This is a genomic window from Streptomyces sp. NPDC027962 (assembly GCF_055566095.1).
Map to the genome: position 1 here is coordinate 40,659 of NZ_JBVHTA010000034.1, position 25,104 is coordinate 65,762.

A 25,104-nucleotide genomic window follows, 5' to 3' on the forward strand; every position below is an offset into this window, starting at 1 on the left:
AGGGCGCGGTTAGTGCGGTCCGTCACGCTTGAGGCAAGTGCCCGGATCGGGACCTACGTCCTGTACGCAGCGCTGCCCCGACAACGAAGTCGGCCTTCAGTTGGCGAACTGGCGGTCCCTGACGGACCGCCACCGCTCGGTCAGCCGCCCGTACGCCTCCGCCGCCGCCTCCCCGTCGCCTGCCCGCAGCGCCGCGATGCCCTCCGTCACATCGGCCGCCGACCGGTCGTCCGCCAGCTGCCCGCCGGGCAGCGCGTGCACGAGGCCGCCGTAGTCGAGCTCGACGAGCGAGCGCGGGTGGAACTCCTCCAGCCAGCGCCCCACGTCCACAAGACCTTCGGTCAGCGGACCTTCGTCGATCGTCTCCCTCAGTGTCCGCAGCGCGCGGGCCAGCCTCCGGCGCGCCTGGACCATCGGTGTCCGGTAGCGCAGGACGGGCGCGGCCGGGCCGGCCGCCTCGTATTCGCGTTCCTCGTCGGCGAAGAGCGTGAACCAGCCCACCGGCACCCCCCACACTGCCGTCCTGATCCACGGACGCGCGTCGGGGTTGCGGATCCGCCACTGCTCGAAGTCCGCCGCCGCCTGCTCCCGGACGACCGGCGGCAGCACCGCGTCCAGCAGCGGCTCCGGCAGCTGCTGCGCAAGCTCCTCCAGGGCCAGCCAGCCGCGCAGCCGGGTCCGCCACGGGCAGACACACACCACGCCGTCGACGTCGGTGACGAAGGCATCGGCGCTCTCGTGGACCCGGACCGGGACGGGCGGGGTGGGCAGCAAGTCAGCCAGGGAGCGGCGCAGTTCGTCCTGTGCGGTCGGCGTGGCGTCCCTGCGGGCGTAGCGGGCCCAGTGGCCGCGCTCGGGCTCGGGAAACGCCGCCAGCGGCTCGTAGATCCGCAGATAGGCGGCGTACGGGACGAGAACCGAGGACAGCGCTGGCATGCCGCGAATCCTTCCACGCCGGTACTCCGGGAGAGGGTGATCCTCGGCACTGGGTCGGATCTACGCACGCGTAGGACTTACTCTCTTGCCCAACTGGACCTTCCCCACCCACAGGAAGGCCCGCACCCGCCGCTTCGTACTTGGGAGTCACCACCGTGACCGATGTGACCGACGGCGTCCTGCACACCCTGTTCCGATCGGAGCAGGGCGGCCACGAGCAAGTCGTGCTGTGCCAGGACCGCGCCAGTGGCCTGAAGGCCGTCATCGCCATCCACTCCACCGCTCTGGGCCCGGCCCTCGGCGGCACCCGTTTCTACCCGTACGCGTCCGAGGAAGAGGCCGTCGCCGACGCGCTGAACCTCTCCCGGGGCATGTCGTACAAGAACGCCCTGGCCGGTCTCGACCACGGCGGCGGCAAGGCCGTGATCATCGGTGACCCCGAGCAGATCAAGTCGGAGGAGCTGCTCCGGGCATACGGCCGGTTCGTGGACTCGCTCGGCGGCCGCTACGTGACCGCCTGCGACGTCGGCACCTACGTCGCCGACATGGACGTCGTCGCGCGCGAGAGCCGCTGGGTCACCGGCCGCTCCCCCGAGAACGGCGGCGCCGGCGACTCGTCCGTCCTGACCGCCTACGGCGTCTTCCAGGGCATGCGCGCCTCGGCCCAGCACGTCTGGGGCGACCCGACGCTGCGCGGCCGCAAGGTCGGCGTCGCCGGCGTCGGCAAGGTCGGCCATCACCTGGTCGAGCACCTGCTCTCCGACGGAGCCGAGGTCGTCGTCACGGACGTCCGCGAGGAGTCCGTGCGCCGGATCGTCGACAAGCACCCGCAGGTCACCGCCGTCGCCGACACCGCGGCCCTGATCCGCACCGAGGGCCTGGACATCTACGCCCCCTGTGCGCTCGGCGGTGCCCTGAGCGACGCGACCGTGCCCGTGCTGACGGCCAAGGTGGTCTGCGGCGCGGCCAACAACCAGCTCGCGCACCCGGGCGTCGAGAAGGACCTCGCGGACCGCGGGATCCTCTACGCCCCCGACTACGTGGTGAACGCCGGCGGCGTGATCCAGGTCGCCGACGAACTGCACGGCTTCGACTTCGACCGCTGCAAGGCCAAGGCGTCCAAGATCTTCGACACCACGCTGGCGATATTCGCACGCGCAAAGGAAGACGGCATTCCGCCGGCCGCCGCGGCCGATCGCATCGCCGAGCAGCGCATGGCGGAGGCACGCCGTCGCCGACCGTGACCGTCCCGGCCCGCCGGCCCCGGAGAGACAAGACTCACCCCGGTCGGCGGGTCGACCGCCAAGAAGAGGTTAAAATCGCTGTTGACCAGCGAGGATGGGGCGCCTCGCAGGCCCTGTGAAGTGGCGCGTGATGCGGGCGGCGTACCGTATGGCCGCGGAAGCAGGTACGGTTGAAGCCCTACGGACCGGTCTCTCCGCCGAGAGCCCGTTCCGAATCATGAACGCGTGTCAAGACTCTGGGGCCGTCGAGCCCCGTCACCGAGGGGGTCGAGCCATGGGGCGCGGCCGGGCCAAGGCCAAGCAGACAAAGGTCGCCCGCCAGCTGAAGTACAACAGCGGCGGGACTGACCTGTCGCGTCTGGCCAACGAGCTGGGCGCTTCGACTTCGAGTCAGCCTCCGAACGGCGAGCCGTTCGAGGACGACGACGAGGAAGACGACCCGTACGCACAGTACGCGGATCTGTACAACGACGATGAGGACGAGGACGAAGAGTCCGGCCCGTCGTCCCAGCAGCGCCGCGGCGCTTGACGCTGTACTGACACTGACCCGGTCCGGGGTGACCCCGGACCGGGTTCTGTGCTGTTCAGCTGACGCCGACAGCTCCCGGACCACTACTGGTCGGCGTACGTTCCGGTCAGCGCGGCGCCCGTGCCCAGGTCGCCGCGGTCCGTGATCGTTCCCGCCACCCAGGCGTCGACCCCACGGTCGGCCAGCGTGGTCAGCGCGACGTCGACGGACTGCTCCGGGACGACGGCCATCATGCCGACACCCATGTTGAGCGTCTTCTCCAGCTCGAGCTGCTCGACCTGGCCGGCCTTGCCGACAAGATCGAACACGGCGCCCGGTGTCCAGGTCGAACGGTCCACGACCGCGTGCAGCGCGTCCGGGACGACCCGCGCCAGGTTGTTGGCGAGGCCGCCGCCCGTGATGTGGCTGAAGGCGTGCACCTCGGTGGTCCGGGTGAGCGCCAGGCAGTCCAGCGAGTAGATCTTGGTGGGCTCGAGCAGCTCCTCGCCGAGCGTCCGGCCGAGCTCGTCGACCTGCTGCTCCAGCGACATCTTCGCCCGGTCGAACAGTACGTGCCGGACCAGCGAGTACCCGTTCGAGTGAAGCCCGGACGACGCCATCGCGATGATCACGTCACCCTTACGGATGCGATCCGGGCCCAGCAGACGGTCCGCCTCGACCACACCGGTACCAGCGCCCGCGACGTCGAAGTCGTCCGGGCCCAGCAGTCCGGGGTGCTCTGCGGTCTCGCCGCCGACGAGAGCGGTGCCGGCGAGCACGCAGCCCTCCGCGATGCCCTTGACGATTCCGGCCACCCGCTCGGGGTGGACCTTGCCGACGCAGATGTAGTCGGTCATGAACAGCGGCTCCGCGCCGCAGACGACGATGTCGTCCATGACCATGGCGACCAGGTCGTGGCCGATCGTGTCGTACACACCCATCTGGCGGGCGATGTCGACCTTCGTGCCGACGCCGTCGGTGGCGGAGGCGAGCAGCGGGCGCTCGTAGCGCTTGAGGGCGGAGGCGTCGAAGAGACCGGCGAAGCCGCCGAGGCCGCCAAGGCCCGCGACTTCAGCGCGCTGCGTCTTCTTCACCCATTCCTTCATCAGCTCGACGGCGCGGTCGCCCGCCTCGATGTCGACGCCCGCGGCCGCGTAGCTGGCACCGGTGCCCGCGTGCGGAGCACGCTCGGAAGATTCAGCAGACATGCTGGAGGACTTTCGTGTCGTACTGCAGGGGGATCACGGACGACGGAGCGCGTCGGCGGCGTCGGAGCCGCCCGCCAGCTCGGTCTCCAGAAGCTGCTTGCCGAGCAGCTCGGGGTCGGGCAGCTCCATCGGGTACTCGCCGTCGAAGCAGGCGCGGCACAGGTTCGGCTTGGCGATGGTGGTCGCCTCGATCATGCCGTCGATGGAGATGTACGACAGGGAGTCGGCGCCCAGGGAGGTGCCGATCTCCTCGATCGTCATGCCGTTGGCGATGAGCTCGGCACGGGTCGCGAAGTCGATGCCGAAGAAGCAGGGCCACTTCACCGGCGGGGACGAGATCCGGATGTGGACCTCGGCGGCGCCGGCCTCGCGGAGCATCTTGACCAGAGCACGCTGGGTGTTGCCGCGGACGATGGAGTCGTCCACCACGACCAGCCGCTTGCCCCGGATGACTTCCTTCAGCGGGTTCAGCTTGAGGCGGATACCCAGCTGGCGGATGGTCTGCGAGGGCTGGATGAAGGTGCGGCCGACGTAGGCGTTCTTCACCAGACCGGAGCCGTACGGGATTCCGCTGGCCTCCGCGTAACCGATCGCGGCGGGCGTGCCGGACTCCGGCGTCGCTATGACCAGGTCGGCGTCGACCGGGGCTTCCTTGGCCAGTTTCCGGCCCATCTCCACCCGGGAGAGGTACACGTTCCGGCCGGCGATGTCGGTGTCGGGGCGGGCCAGGTAGACATACTCGAAGACACAGCCCTTGGGCTTCGCTTCTGCGAAGCGGGAGGTGCGGATGCCGTTCTCGTCGATGGCGATGAGCTCGCCCGGCTCGATCTCGCGGACGAAGCTGGCGCCGCAGATGTCGAGCGCGGCGGACTCGGACGCGACGACCCAGCCGCGCTCGAGACGGCCGAGGACCAAGGGGCGGATGCCCTGCGGGTCACGGGCGGCGTAGAGGGTTCCCTCGTCCATGAAGACGAGGGAGAACGCACCCCGGACGTCGGGCAGGACCTTGGCGGCCGCGTCTTCGACGGTCAGCGGCTTGCCGTCGTCGTCGACCTGGCCGGCGAGCAGCGCGGTGATCAGGTCGGTGTCGTTGGTCGCGGCGACCTGGGTGGCCCGGCCGTTCTCCTTGGGGAGGGCGGCGACCATCTCGGCGAGCTGGGCCGTGTTGACCAGGTTTCCGTTGTGGCCGAGCGCGATCGAGCCGTGGGCGGTCGCCCGGAAGGTCGGCTGCGCGTTCTCCCACACCGAGGCGCCGGTGGTCGAGTAGCGGGCGTGACCGACCGCGATATGGCCGGTAAGGGAGCCGAGGGAGGTTTCGTCGAAGACCTGGGAGACCAGCCCCATGTCCTTGAAGACAAGGATCTGGGAGCCGTTGCTCACCGCGATTCCCGCGGATTCCTGGCCTCGATGCTGGAGGGCGTAGAGCCCGAAGTAAGTGAGCTTCGCGACCTCTTCACCCGGAGCCCAGACACCGAAGACGCCGCAAGCGTCCTGGGGGCCCTTCTCACCGGGGAGCAGGTCGTGGTTGAGTCGTCCGTCACCACGTGGCACGGCACCGAGTGTAGGCGAGATCGACCACTGGTCCGAATTGGGGACGTCGCGCAACCGGGTTTCCGGGCTGTGCGGGGCGCGCCGAGGACCCGATTCCACAGGCGGGCCGCGGCGTGCGCGACCTCGCCGGACGCCCCGGGATCGTCCCATCGGAGCGTCCACACTCCGGGACGACGGCCCGGATCCCGCCCGGGCCATGGGCTCAGGCCCCGGGCCGCCTGCATCGGCTTGATCACGCTGCGTCAGGGGGTGCCTCGGTTGCCGGCCGGTCGCGCGTCTGGGCGGTGCGTGTGCTAGTTCACATGCTCACTTCTTGTCGGAGGGCTCCGCGGCGACCGCCGCGAGACCCTTGCCGTTCGACGCGGTCAGGGTGAGCGAGCGGTGCTTCAGCTCGTACTTCACCGTCCCCTCGTCGAGGACCTTGACCAGTTCGCGCTCCAGGTCCATCTCGGGGCCTTGGCACAGCTTCTTGGTGGAGGCGAGACGTCCGAGGGTGATCGAGTCGCCCGAGACCTCCGCGGTGCTGGTGAAGCGGTTGCAGCCGAGGCTGCCGCTCACCGAGCCGTCCTTGCCGAAGGTCAGATGCGCCTTGTTCTCCGTGCCGGCGGGCAGTGATGTCGCGACCTTGTCGGACAGGAGGCTGTTCACCGTCCATTTGGTGCCGATCAGCGGGGAGGGGCGCTCCGAGGTGAGGGCGATGGAGTCGCCCTTCTCCGTCGTCAGGGTGAGCCTGCCGTCGGAGAGCTTCGCCTTCAGCTTGCCGGTGAAGGCCGCGCGCAGGGCGTCCTCGAAGCCCTGGACCTTTTTCTCGCAGGCCATCTCGGTCATCTCGGCGGGCCTCACGGTGATCGTGTCGCCCTCGATCTTGACGTCGGCACCGAAATGGTTGCACCCGTAGTTGCCGCCGGCCTGCCCCTTGTCGTCGATCTCGACATGCGCGCCCGCCGGGGCCTCGGTCTTCTCGCCGTCGACGGTGACGCTGTCGACGGACCAGTGGACGCCGCTCACGGGCAGGTCGGGCTGTACGGAACCGCTCCCCGCGCCTCCGTCGCCGGAGCCGGCACCGGACTGTGTGCCGCAGGCAGAGAGCGCGAGGACGGCCAGTGCGGTGACAGAAATGCTCAGCTGGTAGCGCATACCGGTGGGACGGAAGGCGCGCGGTGTCGGTTCCGTCCCGTGGCCCGTACGGCTCAGCCCAGGATCGGCAGCAGCGCCTCGAGATCGGCGCGCTCACCGCTCGCGCTGACCTTCGCCGCCGCGAGCGCGTCCCGCCACGCTGTGCGGCCGGTGGCGAGACGGATCCAGGTCAGCGGGTCGGCCTCGACGACATTGGGCGGGGTCCCGCGGGTGTGCCGGGGGCCCTCGACGCACTGCACCACGGCGAACGGCGGCACGCGCACCTCCGTCGACGCCCCCGGCGCCTTGACCGCGAGGGCGTCGGCGAGCAGCCGGGTGCAGGCGGCAAGCGCCCGGCGGTCGTACGGGACGTCCAGCCCCGTCGCGTCGTTCAGGTCGTCGGTGTGGACGATCATCTCCACGGTGCGGGTCACGAGGAAGTCCCCGAGCCGCATGCCCCCGAACCGCATGGGCACCAACCGCTCCGCGGAGGCGGCCGGCAGCAGCTCCTCGAGACCAGCGGCCGTACGGTCGAACAGCTCGACGATCCCGCTGCCCTCCGCGAAGGCTCTCGTGTCCTCGTCCACCTGCCCGGCCGCCGTGACCGTGGCGAACGGCCACTCGAGCAGCGCGAGGTCCTGCTTGTCCGGCTCCGGCTGCGTCAGATACCGCGCGACGAGCCCGGCGACCATGGCGACATGGGCGGCCAGCTCCCGCACGGTCCAGTCCCCGAGCCTCGTCGGCAGGGCGAACTGCTCCTCGGTGAGCGTGCCCACCGCCTGCCGCACATGACCGAACTGGGCGAGGACGGCGGCGCGGGTGGTGGCGTGGTCGTAGCTGCGGGGGCGCTTCCTGGCCGGTGGCATGGACAGACCTTACGGCGCGGTGAGATCGCCCGGCACCGGCTTCTCGGACCTGTCAGGTCTCCCGGGCTCTCCAGGCTCCTCGGGCTCCCCAGGCTCCTCGGGCTTTTCGACGGTGAACGCCTCGCCGTTCCGCGGGACGCCGACGCCGCGCCAGCTGAACGGGATGCCGACCGCGGTGTCCGCGTCCGGGCCGTCCATCAGATGGAAGTGGAGGTGCGGTTCCGAGGAGTTGCCGGAGTTGCCGCAGCGCGCGATCAGCCGGCCCTCCTGGACCCGGTCGCCCACGCGGACCGCGAGCGAGCCGCGCTTGACGTGGGCGTACACGGCGAACACCCCGTCGCCGAGGTCGAGCACGACATGGTTGCCGAACACCTTGCGGACGCCGCCGATGTCCCGGAAAGACGCCTCGACGAGCAGCATGTAGAGCACCGCGGGCAGGGAGTTGCGGCTGAGGTGGTCGCGCTGCCGGTCCTCCGCGTGGACGACCGTGGCGTCGGCGACCGCGAGGAGCGGCTCCCCGAAGGCCGGGAAGTCCCCATTGCGGCGGACGACCGGCCACAGCGCCTTGAAGCCCGGGCGCGCGCCGTCCTCGGGCTCGGCGACGAGATCGACGGCGTACGTCTGGCCGTAGCCGTGCGTGCCATGGCTCGGGGTCCGGTCGGCCGGGCTGTTCAGCGCCGACCAGCGGCCCCTGACAGGAGCCGCGACCTCGACGGCTTCGCGCGGATGCTGCCGCTGGGCCAGCCGGGTCCGGACGGAAGCTCGCACGGCTGTCGCGAGGGAGAGCACCACGGGGGCCCAGATCCAGTACCAGGCGAAGGGCAGCTCGACGAATATCTCGACGGTGACGAGGGCGAAGAACGTCACCCAGCCCAGCCGGTAGACGGTCCTGAGTGCTTTGTCGACGGACATGGTCGATCCCCCTTGAACGGTCGCGGTGGTTCCCTCTGGAACGGTCATGGCCACGTTTGAACGGTCATGGGCACGCGGCGGTCAGCACCACGAGCAGCGGGACGACACGGGCGCCGGGCACCTCGTAGCGACCACGTCCCGTGGTCTGGAGCCAGCCCGCCCCGGTCAGCTGGCGCAGGTGGTGGTAGATCTGGCCGGTCGTGCCGAGCCCTTCGAGCTCGGCCAGCTCGGCGGCGGTGCGGCGGCCGCCGAGGATCTCGCGCAGCAGGCGCAGGCGGACGGCATGGCCGAGGGCGGCGAGCGACTCGGCGGTCCGCGACCAGTCGTCGCTCTCCTCGTCGAGGAGACCCGACGTGAGCGCCCCGTACTGCCACTCGTACCGCTCCTGGGTCGGCAGCCGTACGGCTCCGGTGAACAGCACCCCGCCGTCCCCAGCAGCCTCCCCCGCCGAGGCGAGCTGCTGCTTCAGTCCCTCCAGCGCCCAGAAGTCGCCCAAGTCACCCTCGCCGAGGGGCGTCGGGGCAGGCTCTGCGCCTTCCAGGGCCGCCATCCGCTTCTCCAGCGCGGCGATGCGCTCCTCCAGTGCCATAGGACGAGATTACGTAATTACGTAATCTCATGCAAGCGCGCAACGGCGAAGCCCCCGCCCGGTCGGACGGGGGCTTGCCGAGTGCAGCGGAATCAGACGAGCAGAGCCGGGATGGTCTCCTCATGTGCCGTGCGCAGCTCGCTCAGCGGGATGCCGAACTGGCCCTGCACCTCGACCGCGTCGCCGTCGACGACACCGATGCGGGCGGCCGGCAGACCGCGTGCACCGCACATGTCGGTGAAGCGGAGCTCCTCGCTGCGCGGGACGGCGACGACCGCACGGCCGGCCGACTCGCTCAGCAGGAACGTGAACGCGTCCAGACCGTCCGGGACGACCAGGCGCGCGCCCTTGCCGCCGCGCAGGCAGGACTCCGTCACCGCCTGGATCAGACCGCCGTCCGACAGGTCGTGCGCCGCGTCGATCATGCCGTCGCGCGAGGCGGAGATCAGAATCTCGGCCAGCAGCTTCTCCCGGTCGAGGTCGACCTGCGGCGGCATGCCGCCCAGGTGGTCGTGAACGACCTGGGACCAGGCCGAGCCGCCGAACTCCTCGCGGGTGTCACCGAGCAGGTAGAGCAGCTGCCCCTCCTCGGCGAACGCGATCGGCGTACGGCGGTTGACGTCGTCGATCACACCGAGCACGGCCACGACCGGCGTCGGGTGGATCGCGATCTCACCGGTCTGGTTGTAGAGGGACACATTGCCGCCGGTGACCGGCGTGCCCAGCTGCAGACAGCCGTCCGCGAGACCACGGGTGGCCTCGGCGAACTGCCACATGACGTCCGGGTCCTCCGGCGAGCCGAAGTTCAGGCAGTCCGAGATCGCGAGCGGCTTCGCACCGGACGCGGCGACGTTGCGGTACGCCTCCGCCAGCGCGAGCTGCGCACCCGTGTAGGGGTCGAGTTTGGCGTACCGGCCGTTGCCGTCGGTCGCCATGGCCACGCCCAGGTTCGACTCCTCGTCGATCCGGACCATGCCGGCGTCCTCGGGCTGGGCGAGGACGGTGTTGCCCTGCACGAAGCGGTCGTACTGGTCCGTGATCCACGCCTTGGATGCCTGGTTCGGGGAGGCGACCAGCTTCAGGATCTGCTCACGCAGCTCGTCGGCGTTCGCCGGCCGGGCCAGCTTGTTCGCGTCGTCGGCCTGCAGGGCGTCCTGCCACGAAGGGCGCGCGAAGGGACGGTGGTACGTCGGGCCCTCGTGCGCGACGGTGCCCGGCGGCACGTCCACGATCAGCTCGCCGTGCCAGAAGATCTCCAGGTGGTCGCCGTCCGTCACCTCACCGATGACGGTCGCGGTGACGTCCCACTTCTCGCAGATCTCCATGAAACGGTCGACGTGCTGCGGCTCGACAATCGCGCACATGCGCTCCTGCGACTCGCTCATGAGGATCTCCTCCGGCGAGAGCGTGGCGTCGCGCAGCGGCACGGTGTCCAGCTCGACCCGCATACCTCCGGAACCGGCGGACGCCAGCTCGGAGGTGGCGCAGGACAGACCGGCGCCACCGAGGTCCTGGATGCCCGCGACGAGCTTCTCCTTGAAGATCTCAAGGGTGCACTCGATCAGGAGCTTCTCCTGGAACGGGTCGCCGACCTGGACGGCGGGGCGCTTGGTCGGCTTCGTGTCGTCGAAGGTCTCGGACGCCAGGACCGAGACGCCGCCGATGCCGTCGCCGCCGGTGCGGGCGCCGTACAGGATGACCTTGTTGCCGGGGCCGGACGCCTTCGCGAGGTGGATGTCCTCGTGCTTCATCACGCCGATGCAGCCGGCGTTGACCAGCGGGTTGCCCTGGTAGCAGGCGTCGAAGACGACCTCGCCGCCGATGTTCGGCAGTCCCAGACAGTTGCCGTAACCGCCGATGCCGGCGACGACGCCGGGCAGTACGCGCTTGGTGTCGGGGTGGTCTGCCGCGCCGAAGCGCAGCGGGTCCACGACCGCGACAGGTCGGGCGCCCATCGCGAGGATGTCGCGGACGATGCCGCCGACGCCGGTCGCCGCGCCCTGGTAGGGCTCGATGTACGACGGGTGGTTGTGCGACTCGACCTTGAAGGTCACCGCGTAGCCCTGGCCGACGTCCACGACGCCCGCGTTCTCGCCGATGCCGACGAGCATGGCGTCGTTCTCGGGGACCTTCTCGCCGAACTGCTTCAGGTGGACCTTGCTGCTCTTGTACGAGCAGTGCTCCGACCACATGACGCTGTACATCGCGAGCTCGGCGCCGGTGGGACGGCGGCCCAGGATCTCGCGGATGCGGGCGTACTCGTCCTCCTTGAGGCCGAGCTCCTTCCAGGGCTGCTCGGCATCCGGGGTCTCGCCCGCGTGCTTGACGGTGTCGAGGCTCATGCTGCGACCAACTTCTTCAGGATCGAGGTGAAGAAACCGAGCCCGTCGGTACCGCCGGTACCGATCAGCGGCTCCACTGCGTGCTCGGGGTGCGGCATGAGACCGACCACGTTGCCCGCGGCGTTGGTGATGCCGGCGATGTCGCGCAGCGAGCCGTTGGGATTCACGTCCAGGTAGCGGAAGGCGACCCGGCCCTCGGCCTCCAGCTCGTCGAGCACCCGCTCGTCGGCGACGTACCGGCCGTCCATGTTCTTCAGCGGTACGGAGATCTCCTGACCGGCCTGGTAGTCGGCGGTCCAGGCGGTGTCCGCGTTCTCCACCCGCAGCTTCTGTTCGCGGCAGATGAAGTGCAGATGGTTGTTCTGCAGCATCGCGCCCGGCAGCAGATGGGCCTCGGTGAGGATCTGGAAGCCGTTGCAGATCCCGAGGACCGGCATACCGGCCTTCGCCTGCTCGATGATCGTCTCCATCACCGGCGAGAACCGGGAGATGGCACCGGCGCGCAGATAGTCACCGTACGAGAAGCCTCCGGCGAGGACGACCGCGTCGACCTGCTTGAGGTCCTTGTCGCGGTGCCAGAGCGGAACGGGCTCCGCACCGGCGAGGCGGGCGGCGCGCAGGGCGTCCCGGTCGTCGAGGGTTCCCGGGAAGGTGACGACTCCGATACGAGCGGTCACGACTCCACCTTCACGACGAAGTCCTCGATGACGGTGTTGGCGAGGAACGTTTCGGCCATCTCATGGATGCGGGCGAGGGCGGCATCGTCGACCGGCCCGTCCACCTCCAGTTCGAAGCGCTTTCCCTGACGGACGTCCGCGATCCCGGCGAATCCCAGTCGAGGCAGTGCACGCTGCACCGCCTGTCCCTGGGGGTCGAGGATCTCGGGCTTGAGCATGACGTCGACTACGACGCGAGCCACGGGCACTCCCGGTGGTGTGTTGCGAGGGCGGTTCCCTCAGCGTACCCGCCCCAAAAATCTACGCGGGTAGATATCAAGACAACACACAGGGAAATCCAGAGAAAGAATCCCGGTCCCGATTGCGGCGGACACGCGCAGACAATTGGCGGGGCTTCACAATGCGCCTCCTTCCGCTGTACAAAGGAATACAGAGGAAAGCAGCATTGCCCCTCGACGGCCGAATAGCCGGTATCGCCGCACGTCAGAACCCACCTGGAACCGGTGATACCGCAGGGAAAGGACCGATATCCGTGGCTCAGCGAGTAGTGGTCACACTCTCCGACGACATCGACGGCGGAGAAGCGACGGAAACGGTCACGTTCGGCCTCGACGGGAAGTCGTACGAGATCGACCTCAATCTCTCCAATGCAAAGAAACTGCGCAAGGCCCTGGCTCCGTACATGGCCGCCGGCCGAAAGCGGGCGAACGGCAGCAAGCGGGACAAGTCGAAGGCCGTCGCCTACCGGCACACCTCGATCGAACCGGCGCCGGCGGCGGTACGGGCCTGGGCGCAGTCCAACAAGATGGACGTACCGGCCCGCGGACGCATCCCCAAGCGCGTCTACGAGGCGTTCCGCGAGGCCAGTTGAGTCCGGCCGGCCGCGACCGCGCCGAACGGAGTTGCACTGCACCCCTGGTGATCGGCTAGAGTCTGGAGCACGCCGAGGGGCAAGCCGAAAGGCCCACCTCGAGCAGCGTGCGGGTGTAGTTCAGTAGTAGAACATCCCCCTTCCAGGGGGAAGGCGCAGTGTGCAATTCCTGTCACCCGCTCTGCATCGCTTTGCCATCCACCGATGTGGATCAGGTACAGTGGTGACGCACCACCCGGTGAGAGCCGAGTGGCAGCAATGCGGACGTGGCTCAGTTGGTAGAGCATCACCTTGCCAAGGTGAGGGTCGCGAGTTCGAATCTCGTCGTCCGCTCAGAAATCGAAGGCCCTGGTCGTCAGACCAGGGCCTTCGTCATGTCCGGGCGCGGATGTCCAGGCGCGGTTTTACGCGCTGCTGGTGCCGGTCCGGGTCCTGCCGCTGCAGTACATGGCCTTCACGGCCGTGCTGTTCGCGCTCTTCGCGGTCGCGGGGATGCGCGGCACCGAGCCGGCGGGACTGCTGTTGAAGGCGTCGATCACCTGCGGCATGACGCTGGTGACGGGACGGCCCGGCGCTGAGCCTACGGGTCATGTGGCAGGCGGAGGAGGCGAGGGACGTGCAGGCTCGGCTGGCGGTCGCGGAGGAGCGGCTGCGGTTCGGCCGGGACATGCACGACGTGCTCGGGCGCAATCTGGCCGTGGTCGCACTGAAGAGCGAGCCGGCCGTGCAGTTGGCCCAGCGGGGGCGGCCGGAGGCGGTCGCGCAGAAACTTGAAGTACAGCGCATCACGCAGGAGTCGCAGAGAGCGCTGAGGGAAGTGGTGCGCGGAAACCGGGAGGCCGGCCTCGCCGTCGAACTCGAGGGCGCCCATGGCGTGCCGGCAGCCGCCGGGATCAACTGTGCCGTGTCCGGCGCCCATTCGGTGGACGGGCTGACGGCACAGGCGCAGTCGGCGCTCGGCCGGGTCGTCCGTGAAGCGGCGACCTATGTCCTGCGGCACGGAGATCCGCGGACGTGCGCGGTGCGGCTGTCGGTCTCGCCGGGGCCGCGGCGGTGCTGGTCGTCGAGAACGACGGCCTGGGCGGCGAAGCTCCCGCCGGCGGCGGATCGGGCATCACCGGGCTCCGTGAGCGGCCGGCGACCCTCGGCGGCACCCTGGACGCCGGCCCGGTCGGCGGCGGAATGTTCCGGCTGACGGCACAGGTGCCGCGCTGACGGCGTACGAACCGGACCGGGACGGGCCCGTGCGTGTGCTGCTCGCCGACGGCGAGCATCTGATCCGGGGCGCGCGCTCGCCGCGCTGCTCGCCGCTCGAGGACGACCTCGTCGTGGTCGCGGAGGCCTCCACCAGCCCGGAGGCCCTGGCCATGGCGCGGACGCACCGGCCGGACGTGGCCGTGCTGGATCTGCAGATGCCGGGCGCCGACGGTGTGACGGTGACCACAGCCCTGAGGGAGGAACTGCCTGACTGCCGCACCGTGATCGTGACCGGCCTCGGGCTCCCCGGACACCTGAAGCGAGCCTTGTCGCGGGGGTGCGGGGCTTTGTGCCGAAGACCGTCAGCGCCCAGCGGCTCGCGGAGATCATCCGTACCGTGCACCTGGGAAACCGCTGCGTGGACCCCGAGTTGGCGGCCGACGTCATCCCGGCCGGCGATTCGCCGCTGACCGCGCGGGAGGCCGAAGCGCGCGGGCTCGCGGCGGACGGGGCGCCCATCGCGGAGATCGCGGAGAGGGCGTCACTGTCCCAGGGGGCGGTACGGAACTGCCTCTCGTCGGCCGCCGCCAAGCTGGGCGCCGAGAACCGACACACGGCGGTACGGCTCGCACGCCGCCGAGGTTGGGTATAGTGGTCTCCGCGCTACGGCGCATGCGGACGTGGCTCAGTTGGTAGAGCATCACCTTGCCAAGGTGAGGGTCGCGAGTTCGAATCTCGTCGTCCGCTCAGTGCGAAGCCCCCGGCGATCTCGCCGGGGGCTTCCTCGTGCTCAGGACCAGGGCGTTCCCGTCAGCAGCTCGTAGGCCTCGAGGTACTTGGCACGGGTCGCCTCGACGATCTCTCGCGGCAGCGCGGGCGGCGGCTGCTCGCTGTGCCGGTCCCAGCCCGAGGCCGGGGAGGTCAGCCAGTCGCGGACGAACTGCTTGTCGTACGACGGCTGGGCACGGCCCGGTTCCCAGGTCTCGGCCGGCCAGAAGCGGGACGAGTCGGGGGTGAGCACCTCGTCGGCCAGAATCAGCTCGTCGCCGTCGAAGCCGAACTCGAACTTGGTGTCGGCGAGGATGATGCCGCGCTCACGGGCGATGTCGCGGGCCCGGGAGTAGACGGCGAGCGTGGTCCGGCGCAGATGGGCGGCGGTCTCCGCGCCGACCTGGCGGGCCACCTCCTCGTAGCTGACGTTCTCGTCGTGGTCGCCGACAGCCGCCTTGGTGGCCGGGGTGAAGATCGGGGCAGGCAGCTCGGAGCCGTCCTCGAGGCCCTCGGGGAGCCCCAGACCGCAGACCGTGCGGGTCCGCCGGTACTCGACGAGGCCGGAGCCGGTGAGGTAGCCACGGGCGACGCACTCGACGGGCACCATGCGCAGCGACTTGCAGACCATGGTGCGGCCTTCCCAGTCGGCAGGGGCGCCCTCGGGCAGCTCGGTGGAGACGACATGGTTGCCGATCAGGTCCTCGAGCCGCTCGAACCACCACAGTGAGAGCCGGGTCAGGACCCTGCCCTTGTCGGGGATCTCGGTGGGCAGCACCCAGTCGAACGCCGAGATGCGGTCGCTGGCGACCATCACGAGGTCGCCCGCCTCGTTCTGGTACAGCTCGCGCACCTTGCCGGTGTGCAGATGCACCAGGCCCGGCACCTGCAGCGGCTCGGGCTTTTCGACGAATCCGGACACGGTTCCTCCCCGTGGCTGTGAACAACAGCTCCGATTGTCCCGTATCCGGCCGGGGCCCACCCGGCCAGGGGTGCCCGGGCCCGGTGGAGCTCGGTCCCGCTTCGGGTGCAGCTCAGTTCCGCTTGCAGATGCGGTCCAGGAGATTCGCCGTCGCCCGCTGGATGCGGGCGTCCACATGGCCGGGCCGGTCGAGGGCCGGGGACCAGGCGAACGTGCCCGACGCGAAGACCAGCGCGCCGGACGGGGCGCGATAGAGGGATGTCTCCTGGTGCCGGAGCGTCCCGTCGCTGTCGCGGTAGGGGGAGTGCGCGAGCAGGATGCGGCCCTCGTGCTCGGGCAGCGCTGTGCGGGGGAAGTAGCGGTCGGCCTCCCCGGCGACCAGGCCGGGCAGCTCGTCGCCCTCGTCGGCGCCCGTGGCCTCCCACAGCCAGTGGTCCCCGTTCCGTACGACAAGGGGGGACGGTTCGGGGACACGGCCCGCGTACTGGATGCCCAGCAGCTGCTGCTCCGGCCGGTCCACCTCGCGCCACAGCGCGGGCTTTCCGGGGCCGCGGCGCTTGCGGCAGGTCAGGAGGCGGTCGGGCACTCCCGAGGGCGAGGGGCCGAGCTCGACCTGCCAGTACATGGTGTTCGCGGAGAGGAAGACGAGGGAGGTGCCCCGGTCGCGGGCCAGCTCCGCGGCGCGGCGCATGGGGGCCGACCAGTACTCGTCGTGGCCGGGGAAGACCAGGCCCCGGTAGCGGGCCGGGTCGACGCGGCCCGCGTGCAGGTCGCGGATGTCGGCGTAGGCGAGGTCGTAGCCGTACCGCTCGGCCCAGCGGATGAAGTCGTAGGCGTGGCCCACGTGCAGCGGGAGGCCCGCCCCCGCGAACGGGCGGTCGAAGGACACCGTGACCGCGGCGTCCTCCTCGCCGAGCAGCCTGCCCTCCTCGTCCCATGCGTGGTAGAGACTCGCGCCGGTGCGGCCGTCCTCGGGATAGAGGTTGTACGCCTGCCAGGTGACGTCGGGCAGCAGCAGGAGCAGATCCGCAGGATGGTCGTCGCGGACCGTGAAGGGGATGTGGGAGCGGTAGCCGTCAAGGGTGGTCAGCACAGCGACGTACGCGCCGATCGACCAGTACGACGGGATCTGCAACCGCCACGAGAGCCACCAGTGGTGGCAGGAGACCGTGCGGTCGGCAGTGAGCGGCGGTGGCTGGACGATGCCGGAGAGACGCGGGCTGGTGGTGATCTTGGCGGCGCCGTCCCCTCCGTAGTGGCCGATGCGGTAGACGTCGACGGAGAACTGCTGGGGCGGGTCCACGGTGATGTGGAAGTCGATCGCCTCGCCGGGTGCGGCCGCGCCTGGGGACGCGAAGCCCTTGATCTGGCGGTGGACGTCGTCGGCGGTGCGGGGGCCACCGGAGCGGCCGCGGGCGAGATGGGGGTCGACGTACCAGGGGACGACGTGGCCGGTGTCGTCGAAGTAGTGCTCGCTGCCGCGCAGCCAGGGCAGGGGGCCCTGGCCGAAGGGGTCCGAGACGGCGTGGGCGAGGGCGCCCGATTCCCATCGCCGGATCTGGTCCGCCCCCATACTGCGCCCTCCCTCGGTGCCCTGGGACAACCGCCGTGATGCGCCGACCTGTTCAGCGCCGGTCTCCAGCACATCACATTACGCATGCAGTCCGTCACCGTTCGTCGCTAATTGACGACAAGGAGGCGACAACCGGAAGAGGCCACTCCCCATGGGCCGCATGGCGCATCGGCCTGCGCAGGGCACGGCCGCCCGGCCGGGAACGCTCCGTCAGACCAGGCGGACGGGCTTCTCCGGCCGCACGCCGAGGGAACCGAGCCAGACCCGGAGCGGCTGTGGGTCACCGTCCTCGACCAGGCTCAGCACGGGGGCCGCGAGATCCGCCCGGCGCTCTCCGTCTATCAGGAGGGCCGGACCGTCCAGCCAGTCCAGGCCGGGCGCCGCGCCGACGGTGTCGACCGCCGCACAGCACACCATCGCGACGACATGGTCCGCGAGCAGCTCCCGGCCGGTGCGGGGCGGCTGGAGCGGCATGAGAGGCAGCGGGTCGCCGCCGCCCCACAGCGCCAGGGCGTCGGCCGAGCCGTCCGCCCCGACCGGTGCGGGCGCCGCAGGCTCGTGAACGGTCTCCTCGCGGGCCATCCGGGCAGTCAGCACGGCGGCCAGAGCCTCGCTCGCCTCGCCGACCGGCTGCGCCGAGAGATGGTCGATCACACGAACGAGCGTCGGGCCCTGCGGCCCGGTCGACGGCGGGACCCCCAGCTCGTCGAGCACCTGGTGGATACGGGCCGCCTCCGTACGCCACTTACGGTCCACGACCTCTTCCGGATACTGCTGCCAGTCCACGGGCGACCAGTCGGGGCCGGGACCGGCGGGCGCGCCGTGGAAGAGACGCGCGGCCAGCAGCGACGCCGCCTCATCGACCGCGCCCGGCTCCTCCAGCAAGTCGCACGCGGGGCGCTCGCCGAGCCGGGAGGTGAAGCCCTCGGCGAGCCGGTCGCGGCGCGACAACTCCGTCAGGGCGGAGACCACACCGGCGTCCAGCCGCGACGGCCAGCGACCCATGCGCCAGGCGGGCAGCGCCACCCTGGTCAGCAGCCGGTCCCAGCCCGCGTACGCGAGGCCGACCTGCTCCTGGGCGACGATCCGCAGTCCGTAGTCCACAGCCTGTGCACGCTCCGAAGCGGCGGCCGCGACCCAGCGCTCCATCCCGGCGGCGTGGTCCTGGCTGCTGCGCAGCAGCAGCCGTGCTGCCCTGCCGACAAAACCGGCCGCCGGCCCGCGTATGAACCCCTGGCCGGGGCGGGCCGCGTCGGCCACCGCGGCGTCCAGCCCGCGTACGAAACGGCGGGCCGCAGCTATGTCCGGGTCGGCGGCGGAGCCGGTGCCGGCGACGACCGGAGCGAGCACCGCCCGCAGCTCGGCCACCCGCATCCACCACAGGAAGGGGGAGCCGATCACCAGCACCGGTCCCTCGCCTGTACGCCGCCGGGCGCCCGTCAGCGAGTGCGCCGGGTGCGTACGGTCCTCGAGCCAGCTGTCACAGTCGGGGGTGAGCGCCAGCGCGGACGGGGCGGGCACCTCGAGGCGCTCCGCCAGGTCCCGCACCAGCCTGTACAGATCCGGGGCGGACCGCTCCGGCAGCTCCACCGTCGGGCTGAGCGCCGGTGTGGCCCGCACGATCACCGCCGTGACGGCCACGGCGAGCACCAGCACGATCACCGCGCAGACGGAGACGATCCAGCGCGCCGCGTCCCAGCCCACGCCCTCCAGGCGCCCCATGGCACCGCCCGCGAGCAGAACGACGGCGACGGCCGCCGGGAGCAGCGCCAAGGCCACCGCCCTGCTGCGCACGCGCAGCACGGCAAGAGCCTTGGCACGTGCTCCGCGCGTGCCCATCGACTCACCGATACCGGTACCGGACACGGCCGGACCTCACCCCCTCTGCCCTGCGACGGTGTTGGTCACTCCCCCACTGTGGCACCGCCCACTGACATCGCAAACGCCGGTGGGCCATGTGCCGGAATGCTTGCGCCGCACCCTAGTTGGGGCTTCGGCGGCCGTCATCCGGATGGGGCAGCCGTCACTCGATGGAATGGCTTTGGGCACAGGATCGCCCGCCCGGACGGAATGTCGGGGCGGGCGTCGATCAACGGCTTGGCCGGCCTCGCCGAGCGGCTCTGGGCCTGCTCAGCCGCTGGTCAGGCTTCTGCGGCCTTGCGTGCGATGTCCGTGCGGTGCTGGGAGCCGTCGAGCCGGATGCGGCCGACGGCCCGGTAGGCGCGCTCACGGGCCTCGGCGAGGTCCTCGCCCGTCGCGGTGACCGACAGGACGCGCCCGCCCGCGCTCACGACCGCGTCGCCGTCCCGCTGTGTACCGGCGTGCAGGACGTACGCGTGGGGTGCGTCCTCGGCCGCGACGGCGTCGAGGCCCTCGATCGGGTCGCCGGTGCGCGGCGTGTCCGGGTAGTTGTGCGAGGCGACGACCACGGTCACGGCCGCGTCGTCCCGCCACTGGAGCGGAGGCTCGACGTCCAGGGTTCCCTTGGCGGCATTCAGCAGGACGCTCAGCAGCGGGGTCTTGAGGCGGGCCAGGACCACCTGGGTCTCCGGGTCGCCGAAGCGGGCGTTGAACTCGATGACCCGCACACCACGCGAGGTGATCGCCAGCCCCGCGTACAGCAGTCCCGAGAAGGGCGTCCCCCGGCGGCGCAGTTCGTCGACGGTCGGCTGGAGAACGGTCGCCATGACCTCGTCGACCAGTTTGGGGTCCGCCCAGGGGAGCGGCGAGTAGGCGCCCATGCCGCCGGTGTTGGGGCCCTCGTCGTCGTCGAGGGCGCGCTTGAAGTCCTGCGCGGGCTGCAGCGGGACGACCGTCTCACCGTCGGTGATGGCGAAGAGGGAGACCTCGGGGCCGTCCAGGAACTCCTCGATGACGACCCGACCGCAGGCGAGTGCGTGCTCGCGGGCGGCTGCGAGGTCGTCCGTGACGACGACGCCCTTGCCGGCCGCGAGGCCGTCGTCCTTCACGACGTACGGAGTACCGAAGGCGTCGAGCGCCTCGTCGATCTCCTCGGGGGTCGTGCACACGTAGCTACGGGCCGTGGGGACACCGGCCCCGGCCATCACGTCCTTGGCGAAGGCCTTGGAGCCCTCCAGCTGCGCGGCCTCCTGGGAGGGGCCGAAGCACGGGATGCCGGCCCTGCGCACGGCGTCGGCGACCCCGGCGACCAAGGGCGCCTCGGGGCCGACCACCACGAACTCGGCTCCGATGCCGGTGGCGAGTTCCACGACGGCAGCGCCGTCCAGCTGGTCGACTGGGTGGAGCTCGGCGATCTCCGCGATGCCGGCGTTTCCGGGCGCACAGTGCAGAGCGGTGACGTCGGGATCGAGGGACAGAGAGCGGCACAGGGCATGTTCGCGGGCGCCGCCGCCGATGACGAGGACCTTCACGGCAGCCAGCCTAACCGCCGCCTGCCGGAAGTCGCCGTACGGGCCTCCGAGGACCGTCCCGCTACTCGTTCGTATATTCCTCCACCACCGTGGCTCCGAGCTCGCGGACGATCAGGTCGTGACCGGAGAGCGCCGAGTCGACCAGGTCCGGGTCGTCCGCCTCCGGCACGTCGTCCTCGAGGGAGACCGGCGGCGGGGCGTACGCCTCGGCTGGCCGGGGCGGCTCCGGGTCCGGTGCGGCTTGCGAGGCGGAAGCCGCCGGGGCCGGAGCGGAGCCGGACCGGTGCGCTTGCGGGGTCGCGGGCTGGGCGGGCCGGGGCGCCGGAGCGGCGGTGGGCGGGGCGGTCTGCGGGGCGGCGGGCGGCCTGTTCTGGCCGTGGCCGCTCTGTCCGTACCCGCCCTGGCCGTACCCACCCTGGCCGCCGCCGTAGCCGCCGGAGCCTGTCGAGGGGGGCTGGGCGCCGCCGCCCGGGCCGCCCGTGCCCCCGGAAGGGTCGACGATCGCCTCGACCTTCCACTGCACATCGAACTGCTCGGCGAGCGCCTGCTTCAGGACGTCCTCACTGCCGCTGCTCGCGAAGTTGTCCCTGGCTCCGGCGTTGATGAAGCCGAGTTGGAGAGTCGTGCCGTCGAAGCCCGCCACCTGTGCGTTCTGGCTGAGCAGGATCCAGGTGAAGCGGCGGCGGTTCTTCACGGCCTCCAGGATCTCGGGCCACATGTTCCGCACCTGGCCCGCGCCCTGCGCCATGGCGGGGCCGGGGCGGGGGCCGGCGGGTGCGTCAGGCGCGGGGGCCGGGGAGGGTGCGGGTGCGGCGGGCTGGGGCGCGGCACCCTGGCCGGGGGCCGAGGCGGTGGGCCAGCCGCCGGGCCGGCGTGCGGGCTCGGCGGGGGCGGCACTGCCGGAGGCAGGGGCGGTGCCGGCGCTACCGGTGGTCCCGGGCCAGGCGCCGGGGCGGGGGGCCGCGGGCTGGGACGGCTGCGGTTCCTGCTGCTGGGCGGCAGGCGTGGGCGCCACAGGCGCGGGAGCGGAGGCCGGAGCCGGTGCGGGAGCGGGGGCAGGAGGAGCAGCAGGGGCGGCCGCCGGGGCAGCGGGCGCTGCCGGTGCCGCGTCGCCCCGCACCGCGGCTCGGGCCGCGGCCGGCCCGCCGCCGGGCACGGCCGCGGGACCGTGCGCCTGCGCCTCCGGGCCGGGGACGTACCCCATCGCCGGCCCCTGTCCGCCGGCCGAGAACGACGCCCCCCGTTCCAGGCGGTCCAGCCGGGCCTGCACCGACCGCTCGTCGTCGAAAGCCGCGGGCAGCAGCACACGCGCGCAGATCAGCTCCAGCTGCAGCCGCGGCGACGTGGCTCCGCGCATCTCGGTCAGCCCCGTGTTGACCAGGTCGGCCGCCCTGCTGAGCTCGGCCGCTCCGAACACCGAGGCCTGCGCCTGCATCCGCTCGACCACATCGGCCGGGGCGTCGATGAGCCCCTTCGTTCCCGCGTCCGGCACGGCGGCGAGGATCACCAGATCGCGCAACCGCTCCAACAGGTCGGCGACGAACCGCCGGGGATCGTTCCCGCCCTCGATGACGCGGTCCACGACCTCGAAGGCCGCTGCCCCGTCGCCGGACGCGAAGGCGTCCACGACCGAGTCGAGGAGCGACCCGTCCGTGTACCCGAGGAGAGCTGTCGCCATGGCGTATGTCACACCGTCGTCGGCCGCGCCGGCGAGCAGCTGGTCCATGACGGACATGGAGTCACGCACGGATCCGGCTCCTGCCCGCACGACCAGAGGCAGCACGCCGTCCTCGACGGGGATGCCCTCCCGGCCGCACACGTCCGCCAGATACTCGCGGAGCGTCCCCGGCGGGACCAGGCGGAACGGGTAGTGGTGCGTACGCGACCTGATGGTGCCGATGACCTTCTCGGGCTCGGTGGTCGCGAAGATGAACTTGAGGTGCTCCGGCGGCTCCTCGACCACCTTCAGCAGGGCGTTGAACCCCGCCGAGGTGACCATGTGGGCCTCGTCGATGATGTAGATCTTGTATCGGCTGCCGGCCGGGCCGAAGAAGGCCTTCTCGCGCAGCTCACGGGCGTCGTCCACACCACCGTGCGAAGCGGCGTCGATCTCGATGACGTCGATCGACCCCGGCCCGTTCCGCGCCAGGTCCTGGCAGGACCGGCACTCGCCGCACGGGGTCGGCGTGGGGCCCTGCTCGCAGTTCAGACAGCGCGCGAGGATGCGCGCACTGGTCGTCTTTCCGCAGCCGCGCGGCCCGCTGAACAGGTACGCGTGATTGACCCGGTTGTTCCGCAGGGCCTGCTGGAGCGGGTCAGTGACATGCTCCTGACCGATGACCTCTGCGAACGACTCGGGGCGGTAGCGGCGGTACAGCGCAAGGGACGACACACCTACGAGGTTATCGGGGCCCACCGACAACAGAAGCCGCCCCGGCATCCCCGGGAACGCAAGCGCCCCTCACGCACCCGCCAGAGCCGACCTACCCTTGCTGCCTTCCGGCCCTGGGGGAGTTCAGTCAGATAGCGCCACGTGAGGGGCTGGCCCCAGGTTACCCGATCCGAGGGGGTGCTCGGACCCCCTCGACGGGATGCCGGGAACAGGTTCGCGAGCACTCCTCAACGTCTTGTATTGTTTGCCGCGGAGGATTCGCCTAGTGGCCTAGGGCGCACGCTTGGAAAGCGTGTTGGGGGCAACCCCTCACGAGTTCGAATCTCGTATCCTCCGCCAGTGCCTCACCGGGCACGATGTCGAAGGGCCCCACCGCGAGGTGGGGCCCTTCGACGTTGTCCTCAGACCTCGTTGTCCTGGTTTTTGTCCACAGCGGGTGTCTCCGGGGTTCCCCAGATGGCTTCGGCGATCTTCCGGGCCACGTCCTTGAGCATGGCGTCCGGCACGTGGAGGTAGCGGGCCCGCATGCTCGCGGACGTGCCCGGCTCCCACCCCATGATCTGATCGATGACGCGGGCCGGCACCCCGAGCAGCATGAGCACGGTGGCGGCCGTGTGCCGGGCATCGTGCAGCCGGGCGTTCCGGACCCCCGCGTCTTCCAGCAGCCGCTTCCAGTCGTGATAGTCCGTGTTCGGGCTCAGCGGGCCACCCAGCGGCTTGGTGAACACGTAGTCCGACTCTGTCCAAAGGTCGCCGGCCCTCTTCCGCTCGCGCTCCTGCGTCTCGCGGTGTGCACGGAGCATGGCGACCAGCGGGCCCGGCAAGGGAACGGCGCGGCGGCCGGCGCGCGACTTGGTGTTCTTGGTCTCACGTCGCACCTGCACCTTGGCCGGGCAGTACCCCGCCTTCCGGCCGCACGGCGAGGCTTCCGGGCACCCGTGCTGGTATCGGGGGCGCAGGCGGTTCCGGCGCAGCTTCAGGTACTCGTTGTCCAGGTCGACGTCAGACCAGCGCAGTCCCAGCGTCTCACCCTGACGCAGACCGAGCGCGAGCGCGAGCATCCAACGGGCGCTGTTCCGGCGCTTGTTTGCTTCGAGCAACAGGCACTGAACCTCTTCCACGGAGTAGGGCTCTACCTCGGATTCGTCCTCTTCCATCCGTGGCGGCTTCGCCAGCGCGGCGGCATTCTTCGCCGCGTATCCGCGCCGGACCGCCTCCCCCAGCGCAGTTCGGGCTGTGCGGTGGGCCTGGTGAGCCGTACCGGCCTTGCGCTCCCCGTTCGCCTGCATACGGCGGTACAGGCTTTCCAGGTGCTCGGGCTGCAAGCGGTCAAGGCGGTGCTTGCCGACACCAGGAACGAGGTGCACGCGAACGGCGACCTCGTAGCCGTCGTAGGTGTTCTCGCTGACCGTCGGCTTGGCGATGTTCTCAACCCAGTGCTGAAGCCACTTCTCAACCGTCCACGCCTTGCCCGGCTGTTGGGCCGAACCGCCGTCGCGCTGCTTCTCCAGCTTTTTGACTTCCTCAACCAGGTCATCGCGCGTCTTGCGCGTCAGGTGCCGGCGGTAGGGCTCCCCGTTGTCCTTGTAGCCCATCGGGACGCGCGCGTGCCAACGACCGTCCGCCCCGAAGTAGATAGCCGATTCGCCGTTGGCGCGGCGGGTGCCCTTCTTTTTCTCTGCCACAGACAAGCTCCTGTTTCTTGGTGTCGGGATGGGGACCGGGGCGGCGGGCTGTCCTGTCCGGGAGTGCCGCCGCCCCGGGCGTCGTCAAGCGGCGCGTTTGGCCGCGCGCCGGCGGGCGACGTATTCGGCGGGCGCGTCAGCGGGGACGCGACGGAGACGGCCGACGTCGATGGACTCCAGCTCTCCAGTGCGGATGAGTGCGAAGCAGGTGGTCCGGCCGATGCGGAGGCGACGCGCAGCCTCTTCAACGGTGAGGAGGACCAGGGTCGGGTCTTCGACGGGGGCGAGGGGGAGGGTGGTGGGTTCGTCCACGGCTCACTCCTGTAGGGCTGAGTTCATGGGCAGGTGCCGCCGC

At 70.7% G+C, this 25,104-nt stretch carries 21 protein-coding genes, 4 tRNA genes, 1 other RNA gene and 2 pseudogenes; 9 read left to right on the top strand and 19 right to left on the bottom strand.

Features of this window, described 5'->3' with window-relative positions; all coding sequences use genetic code 11:
- Positions 1 to 96: 96 nt before the first annotated feature.
- Positions 97 to 936 (bottom strand): DUF8083 family protein, encoded by an 840-nt coding sequence (locus ACZ4SA_RS26935; protein ID WP_468279349.1) that lies wholly within the window; start codon positions 934 to 936, stop codon positions 97 to 99.
- 155 nt (positions 937 to 1,091) lie between these two features.
- Between ACZ4SA_RS26935 and ACZ4SA_RS26940 the strand changes: the two genes are divergently transcribed.
- Together ACZ4SA_RS26940 and ACZ4SA_RS26945 are read left to right on the top strand one after the other, a co-directional pair.
- A complete protein-coding gene (locus ACZ4SA_RS26940) occupies positions 1,092 to 2,180 on the top strand; it encodes a Leu/Phe/Val dehydrogenase (RefSeq protein WP_468279352.1) in 1,089 nt (362 codons plus the stop codon).
- Between the two features lie 274 nt (positions 2,181 to 2,454).
- Positions 2,455 to 2,709, top strand: a complete 255-nt coding sequence (locus ACZ4SA_RS26945; protein WP_159690167.1) for a DUF3073 domain-containing protein — start codon at positions 2,455 to 2,457, stop codon at positions 2,707 to 2,709.
- A gap of 83 nt (positions 2,710 to 2,792) precedes the next feature.
- Here ACZ4SA_RS26945 and purM read toward each other — a convergent pair whose 3' ends face one another.
- The 9 genes from purM to purS form a co-directional block, all read right to left on the bottom strand.
- A complete protein-coding gene (gene purM / locus ACZ4SA_RS26950) occupies positions 2,793 to 3,896 on the bottom strand; it encodes a phosphoribosylformylglycinamidine cyclo-ligase (RefSeq protein WP_468279355.1) in 1,104 nt (367 codons plus the stop codon).
- Between the two features lie 33 nt (positions 3,897 to 3,929).
- Positions 3,930 to 5,447, bottom strand: coding sequence for an amidophosphoribosyltransferase (purF, locus tag ACZ4SA_RS26955; RefSeq protein ID WP_468279358.1), 1,518 nt, complete (start codon positions 5,445 to 5,447; stop codon positions 3,930 to 3,932).
- A 306-nt stretch (positions 5,448 to 5,753) separates the two neighbouring features.
- Positions 5,754 to 6,584 carry an META domain-containing protein gene (locus ACZ4SA_RS26960; RefSeq protein WP_468279361.1) on the bottom strand — a complete coding sequence of 277 codons (831 nt, stop codon included), beginning with the start codon at positions 6,582 to 6,584 and terminating at the stop codon, positions 5,754 to 5,756.
- Positions 6,585 to 6,637: 53 nt separating this feature from the next.
- Entirely contained in the window at positions 6,638 to 7,429 is a 792-nt protein-coding gene (locus tag ACZ4SA_RS26965; RefSeq protein ID WP_468279364.1) for a maleylpyruvate isomerase family mycothiol-dependent enzyme, read from the bottom strand.
- Between the two features lie 9 nt (positions 7,430 to 7,438).
- A complete protein-coding gene (locus ACZ4SA_RS26970; protein ID WP_468279366.1) occupies positions 7,439 to 8,341 on the bottom strand; it encodes a M23 family metallopeptidase in 903 nt (300 codons plus the stop codon).
- A 64-nt stretch (positions 8,342 to 8,405) separates the two neighbouring features.
- The gene (locus ACZ4SA_RS26975; RefSeq protein ID WP_468279370.1) at positions 8,406 to 8,930 is read right to left on the bottom strand and encodes an ArsR/SmtB family transcription factor; all 525 of its coding nucleotides are present in this window, start codon (positions 8,928 to 8,930) and stop codon (positions 8,406 to 8,408) included.
- A 92-nt stretch (positions 8,931 to 9,022) separates the two neighbouring features.
- Positions 9,023 to 11,272, bottom strand: a complete 2,250-nt coding sequence (gene purL, locus ACZ4SA_RS26980) for a phosphoribosylformylglycinamidine synthase subunit PurL (protein WP_468279373.1) — start codon at positions 11,270 to 11,272, stop codon at positions 9,023 to 9,025.
- Positions 11,269 to 11,949, bottom strand: a complete 681-nt coding sequence (purQ, locus tag ACZ4SA_RS26985; RefSeq protein ID WP_468279376.1) for a phosphoribosylformylglycinamidine synthase subunit PurQ — start codon at positions 11,947 to 11,949, stop codon at positions 11,269 to 11,271. Before purQ ends, purL begins: the two co-directional genes overlap by 4 nt.
- A complete protein-coding gene (gene purS / locus ACZ4SA_RS26990; protein WP_189887244.1) occupies positions 11,946 to 12,191 on the bottom strand; it encodes a phosphoribosylformylglycinamidine synthase subunit PurS in 246 nt (81 codons plus the stop codon). The genes purQ and purS overlap by 4 nt, the downstream gene beginning before the upstream one ends.
- Positions 12,192 to 12,481: 290 nt before the next feature.
- Here purS and ACZ4SA_RS26995 point away from each other — a divergent pair, with 290 nt between their 5' ends.
- The 3 genes from ACZ4SA_RS26995 (at position 12,482) to ACZ4SA_RS27005 (ending at position 13,153) form a co-directional block, all read left to right on the top strand.
- Entirely contained in the window at positions 12,482 to 12,820 is a 339-nt protein-coding gene (locus tag ACZ4SA_RS26995) for a histone-like nucleoid-structuring protein Lsr2 (RefSeq protein WP_468279380.1), read from the top strand.
- A 109-nt stretch (positions 12,821 to 12,929) separates the two neighbouring features.
- Positions 12,930 to 13,001, top strand: a tRNA-Gly gene (locus ACZ4SA_RS27000).
- Between the two features lie 79 nt (positions 13,002 to 13,080).
- Positions 13,081 to 13,153 (top strand) — tRNA-Gly (locus ACZ4SA_RS27005).
- 71 nt (positions 13,154 to 13,224) lie between these two features.
- Here the strand turns inward: ACZ4SA_RS27005 and ACZ4SA_RS27010 are convergent.
- Positions 13,225 to 13,368, bottom strand: a complete 144-nt coding sequence (locus ACZ4SA_RS27010) for a hypothetical protein (RefSeq protein WP_468279383.1) — start codon at positions 13,366 to 13,368, stop codon at positions 13,225 to 13,227.
- Positions 13,369 to 13,421: 53 nt separating this feature from the next.
- Between ACZ4SA_RS27010 and ACZ4SA_RS27015 the strand changes: the two are divergent.
- From ACZ4SA_RS27015 to ACZ4SA_RS27025, 3 genes and pseudogenes are all read left to right on the top strand, one after another.
- Positions 13,422 to 14,035, top strand: a pseudogene (locus tag ACZ4SA_RS27015) (sensor histidine kinase); the annotation flags it as partial.
- Positions 14,032 to 14,669 (top strand): annotated as a pseudogene (locus ACZ4SA_RS27020) (response regulator). The pseudogenes ACZ4SA_RS27015 and ACZ4SA_RS27020, both read left to right, overlap by 4 nt.
- Before the next feature lie 22 nt (positions 14,670 to 14,691).
- A tRNA-Gly gene (locus tag ACZ4SA_RS27025) sits at positions 14,692 to 14,764 on the top strand.
- Between the two features lie 43 nt (positions 14,765 to 14,807).
- Here the strand turns inward: ACZ4SA_RS27025 and ACZ4SA_RS27030 are convergent.
- The 6 genes from ACZ4SA_RS27030 to ffs all read right to left on the bottom strand — a co-directional run bounded on the left by ACZ4SA_RS27030 (position 14,808) and on the right by ffs (position 23,218).
- Positions 14,808 to 15,707, bottom strand: a complete 900-nt coding sequence (locus ACZ4SA_RS27030) for a phosphoribosylaminoimidazolesuccinocarboxamide synthase (RefSeq protein WP_468279385.1) — start codon at positions 15,705 to 15,707, stop codon at positions 14,808 to 14,810.
- Positions 15,708 to 15,819: 112 nt separating this feature from the next.
- Positions 15,820 to 17,280, bottom strand: coding sequence for a N,N-dimethylformamidase beta subunit family domain-containing protein (locus ACZ4SA_RS27035; protein WP_468279387.1), 1,461 nt, complete (start codon positions 17,278 to 17,280; stop codon positions 15,820 to 15,822).
- A 210-nt stretch (positions 17,281 to 17,490) separates the two neighbouring features.
- A complete protein-coding gene (locus ACZ4SA_RS27040) occupies positions 17,491 to 19,146 on the bottom strand; it encodes a M48 family metalloprotease (RefSeq protein WP_468279390.1) in 1,656 nt (551 codons plus the stop codon).
- Positions 19,147 to 19,421: 275 nt separating this feature from the next.
- Positions 19,422 to 20,672 (bottom strand): phosphoribosylamine--glycine ligase, encoded by a 1,251-nt coding sequence (gene purD, locus ACZ4SA_RS27045; RefSeq protein ID WP_468279393.1) that lies wholly within the window; start codon positions 20,670 to 20,672, stop codon positions 19,422 to 19,424.
- A gap of 61 nt (positions 20,673 to 20,733) precedes the next feature.
- Complete coding sequence (locus ACZ4SA_RS27050; protein ID WP_468279396.1) at positions 20,734 to 23,064, bottom strand: DNA polymerase III subunit gamma and tau; 2,331 nt, start codon at positions 23,062 to 23,064, stop codon at positions 20,734 to 20,736.
- A 55-nt stretch (positions 23,065 to 23,119) separates the two neighbouring features.
- Positions 23,120 to 23,218: signal recognition particle sRNA small type (ffs, locus tag ACZ4SA_RS27055), an RNA gene on the bottom strand.
- A gap of 97 nt (positions 23,219 to 23,315) precedes the next feature.
- Between ffs and ACZ4SA_RS27060 the strand changes: the two genes are divergently transcribed.
- Positions 23,316 to 23,403, top strand: a tRNA-Ser gene (locus ACZ4SA_RS27060).
- 62 nt (positions 23,404 to 23,465) lie between these two features.
- Here ACZ4SA_RS27060 and ACZ4SA_RS27065 read toward each other — a convergent pair.
- Both ACZ4SA_RS27065 and ACZ4SA_RS27070 read right to left on the bottom strand, forming a co-directional pair.
- Positions 23,466 to 24,749, bottom strand: a complete 1,284-nt coding sequence (locus ACZ4SA_RS27065; RefSeq protein WP_468279399.1) for a tyrosine-type recombinase/integrase — start codon at positions 24,747 to 24,749, stop codon at positions 23,466 to 23,468.
- A gap of 84 nt (positions 24,750 to 24,833) precedes the next feature.
- A complete protein-coding gene (locus tag ACZ4SA_RS27070) occupies positions 24,834 to 25,061 on the bottom strand; it encodes an excisionase family DNA-binding protein (RefSeq protein ID WP_468279402.1) in 228 nt (75 codons plus the stop codon).
- Between the last annotated feature and the right edge of the window lie 43 nt (positions 25,062 to 25,104).

Bases quoted from the DNA above. Each gene is read 5' to 3' on its own strand.
- ACZ4SA_RS26935 (WP_468279349.1), bottom strand. From the start codon at position 936: ATGCCAGCGCTGTCCTCGGTTCTCGTCCCGTACGCCGCCTATCTGCGG.
- ACZ4SA_RS26945 (WP_159690167.1), top strand. From the start codon at position 2,455: ATGGGGCGCGGCCGGGCCAAGGCCAAGCAGACAAAGGTCGCCCGCCAG.
- purM (WP_468279355.1), bottom strand. From the start codon at position 3,896: ATGTCTGCTGAATCTTCCGAGCGTGCTCCGCACGCGGGCACCGGTGCC.
- ACZ4SA_RS26960 (WP_468279361.1), bottom strand. From the start codon at position 6,584: ATGCGCTACCAGCTGAGCATTTCTGTCACCGCACTGGCCGTCCTCGCG.
- ACZ4SA_RS26965 (WP_468279364.1), bottom strand. From the start codon at position 7,429: ATGCCACCGGCCAGGAAGCGCCCCCGCAGCTACGACCACGCCACCACC.
- ACZ4SA_RS26970 (WP_468279366.1), bottom strand. From the start codon at position 8,341: ATGTCCGTCGACAAAGCACTCAGGACCGTCTACCGGCTGGGCTGGGTG.
- ACZ4SA_RS26975 (WP_468279370.1), bottom strand. From the start codon at position 8,930: ATGGCACTGGAGGAGCGCATCGCCGCGCTGGAGAAGCGGATGGCGGCC.
- purL (WP_468279373.1), bottom strand. From the start codon at position 11,272: ATGAGCCTCGACACCGTCAAGCACGCGGGCGAGACCCCGGATGCCGAG.
- ACZ4SA_RS27010 (WP_468279383.1), bottom strand. From the start codon at position 13,368: ATGCCGCAGGTGATCGACGCCTTCAACAGCAGTCCCGCCGGCTCGGTG.
- ACZ4SA_RS27035 (WP_468279387.1), bottom strand. From the start codon at position 17,280: ATGGGGGCGGACCAGATCCGGCGATGGGAATCGGGCGCCCTCGCCCAC.